Raw genomic sequence first — 2,994 nt, forward strand, 5'->3', positions numbered from 1 at the left:
TGAAATGGGGCGAAAGTCTGTGGACTCTGTGTAAGACAGTACATGGTTTTTTAACTGTGGTATGCGACGGTGGTGGAAGCAGAAACTTAAATCGTGAGGTTTAGGAATCGCCGCACTTTTAGGGCGGCGAGGATGTCAAAACTCTAATCCTCGTGCTTTCCCCGGTCTTTTTCCAAGGCTGTGGGGCGACAGAGTGGAACCCGAAAGGAGGGAACGGTCAAGATACAATGCTAACCCTTACTCGCGCTGACAACGGCAAATCCATCACCATGCAGGTCAATGACCTGCTGCTACTGTCCCTCGACGAGAATCCCACTACCGGCTTTCAGTGGGCGGTCGATGGTGTCGGGAGCGATTTAGTGAAGCTGCAGGCCTCTGAGTATGTACCTGCCATAGAGTCGAGAGTCGGCGGGGGCGGTCAGAGAGTCCTGACCTTTAAAGCGCAACGGGCTGGGATAGGCCAACTAAAGCTTAAGCTCTGGCGAGAGTGGCAGGGAGAGCCGTCAATTGTCGAACGATTTACTGTCACGCTCCAAGTCCGAGAGTAAAGGCTTCTCAGATAGCCAAGGGCTAGTGAGTAACGACTTAGGAGGAAAGGAAAAATGAGTGAAACATTTGTAATTCCCGCAATGGGATGGTTGCCCGACTATCCCGATATTCGTGATGTCACTTTTCAATCTGAACGCGTACCGTCCAAACTGCAAGCTTTGGGACAGCCATCTGTCAAGCAAATGCTGGCCAAAGTGGGAGCAACGACATCTGCCCCAGCAGCGCTGCCAACCAGCGTGGACTTGAGGCCGTGGTGTTCCCCCATCGAGGATCAAAAAACTATCGGTTCTTGTACGGCCCACGCCGGTGTCGGACTGGTGGAGTATTTTGAGCGGCGAGCTTTTGGCAAACACCTCGATGCTTCCAGACTCTTCCTCTACAAAGTGACGCGCAACTTGCTCAAATGGACGGGAGATACGGGAGCCTTCTTGCGCTCAACAATGTACGCCCTCACCTTGTTTGGCGTACCACCAGAAGAGTACTATCCCTACAATATCGCTGATTTTGACAAAGAGCCGTCGGCATTCTGCTACGCTTTTGGCCAAAGCTATCAGGCGATTTCCTACTACCGCCTCGACCCCCCAGGAACGACACGGAGCAACCTATTAACTCAGATTAAAACCTACTTGGCAAATGGGCTGCCCTCAATGTTTGGCTTTACTGTTTACAGTTCTATCAGTCAGGCCAACACCAATGGCGGTAAGATACCTTATCCGACTCCGGGCGAGAGAGTTCTCGGCGGTCACGCCATTGACGCAGTCGGTTACGACGACAACCTCAAGATTAAGAATACTAACCCCGGTGGCATTGAAACCACCGGTGCCTTGCTGATTCGCAACTCCTGGGGGACTGGCTGGGGAAGCGCTGGCTACGGCTGGCTGCCCTACAAGTACGTCCTCGATGGTCTGGCAACTGATTGGTGGTCGCTAATCAAGAGTGAATGGATCGATACGGGACAGTTCGGATAGGAGACCGATTCGATAAGGTGTGAGGGGCAAAATAAAGGCTTCTGGTGAGTTTTTTCAGAATAGGGGGGACGCTGGGAAAACTCACCGTTTGTTGAATTTTTTAGGGTATGCAGACTAGATCATAAATCGATGCTATCCAGAGCTTAGAGGGTATGAATTATGAATAATAATAAAGATAAAAACGATAAGAAAGATAAAAAGAATGGCTCTCCCAGGTTTGGTGGGTAAAATGTATTCTAAGATACATTCCTCCTAGCGAGGGGGTGGAACGAACCACAAAGACACAAAGGACACAAAGATTGATCGATCATATAGTAAGTTAAACTTATCACACAGAACCTAGAAGAGCCAAAGGATTTCTGGGATATTAGTAAAATCGTGGTAACTTTATTATTTACAACTATAGGAGGAGCTATAGGAGGAACGTTTACAGGTCTAACCAATTATTATTTCCGTCAACAAGAACTCGATATAAAGAGAGTTGAAACGGTAGAAAAATTTATGCCTTATTTAGTAGGTGAAATAAATGGACGGACTATTCTTAATGCTCAAGCAGCCAAAGAAAATACCATTATAGTTATTGCATCTTTAGGACATGAAGAATTAGCAATTAACTTAGCACGACTTAATCCCAGTTACACATCTATTCTCATCCTTAAGAAAATTATTCTGAAATCAATGCCTCTAGATACCCATCCGAAAAACAACAATGCTAAAGCTACAGATAGGGCTCTTGAAGCAGTTGAGGCTATTGGAGAAATAGCGAAAGCAAAGATTGATTTAGCATCAGAATCGACAGCTGTGTTACAAAATATAAACAAATTATATGCCATGCAATCTGAAGAGCTTGCAAGTAAAGCTATGGATGTTTTACAAGGGGTAACTCCATTTGCACACAATCGATATCCAGAAGCAACATCGATTAAAAAATGGGCTATTGTAATTAGCAGCGATACTAATTTAGAAGGTGCAAAATATGAAAAAGATCAAGCACTAAAAAAACGAAAAAGCTGGATAGATAAAGTCTTAAAAGAAGGAGAGGTTAATATTTATAAACGCAAAGAATTCTATGCTACAGTTGTTGAAGGTATTAACGAGAGTAATAAAGTTAAAACCTTGAGCTATTGGCAGAACGGATTTAGACCAAGCTCCTTTGTCATTGATTTTAACGATTGGTGTAAAAACCCGTCTGAGGATAAAGGTGGATATTTTGAATGCGAGTAAGCATCAAAGCAAGCTGTGATCGGGTGATAATTTTTAGAGATGTCCACTTTTGGTTCCACACTGTGAACAAAACATTGTTTTCTCCTGAGAGCAGATTTTCCCTGGACTCACTAAATAGACCTCTTGCATAATTTTTTTATGGTATAATATAAGGTTTTGCTTTTTTCTCAATTCTTAGATTGAAGTGGAAAAAAGAATAAAATGTGATCTTAGGTCAGGAAATCATCTATAATTTTGCTATGTTTATTAGCAA

3 protein-coding genes are annotated in these 2,994 nt (G+C 44.0%); all 3 read left to right on the forward strand.

What is annotated here, in order from left to right:
• Nucleotides 1-269: 269 nt before the first annotated feature.
• Entirely contained in the window at nt 270-548 is a 279-nt protein-coding gene (locus IM507_RS18830; protein ID WP_287637519.1) for a protease inhibitor I42 family protein, read from the forward strand.
• 54 nt (nt 549-602) lie between these two features.
• The gene (locus tag IM507_RS18835; RefSeq protein WP_069474853.1) at nt 603-1,517 is read left to right on the forward strand and encodes a C1 family peptidase; all 915 of its coding nucleotides are present in this window, start codon (nt 603-605) and stop codon (nt 1,515-1,517) included.
• Nucleotides 1,518-1,895: 378 nt separating this feature from the next.
• A complete protein-coding gene (locus tag IM507_RS18840; RefSeq protein WP_253845373.1) occupies nt 1,896-2,741 on the forward strand; it encodes a hypothetical protein in 846 nt (281 codons plus the stop codon).
• Nucleotides 2,742-2,994: the final 253 nt, after the last annotated feature.

This window comes from Microcystis sp. M20BS1 (assembly GCF_020245305.1).
GTDB classification, from domain to species: Bacteria; Cyanobacteriota; Cyanobacteriia; order Cyanobacteriales; family Microcystaceae; genus Microcystis; species Microcystis ichthyoblabe_A.

What these genes read in the sequence shown, in the direction of transcription:
- IM507_RS18830 (WP_287637519.1), top strand. Translation starts at nt 270, where the DNA reads ATGCAGGTCAATGACCTGCTGCTACTGTCCCTCGACGAGAATCCCACT.
- IM507_RS18835 (WP_069474853.1), top strand. Translation starts at nt 603, where the DNA reads ATGAGTGAAACATTTGTAATTCCCGCAATGGGATGGTTGCCCGACTAT.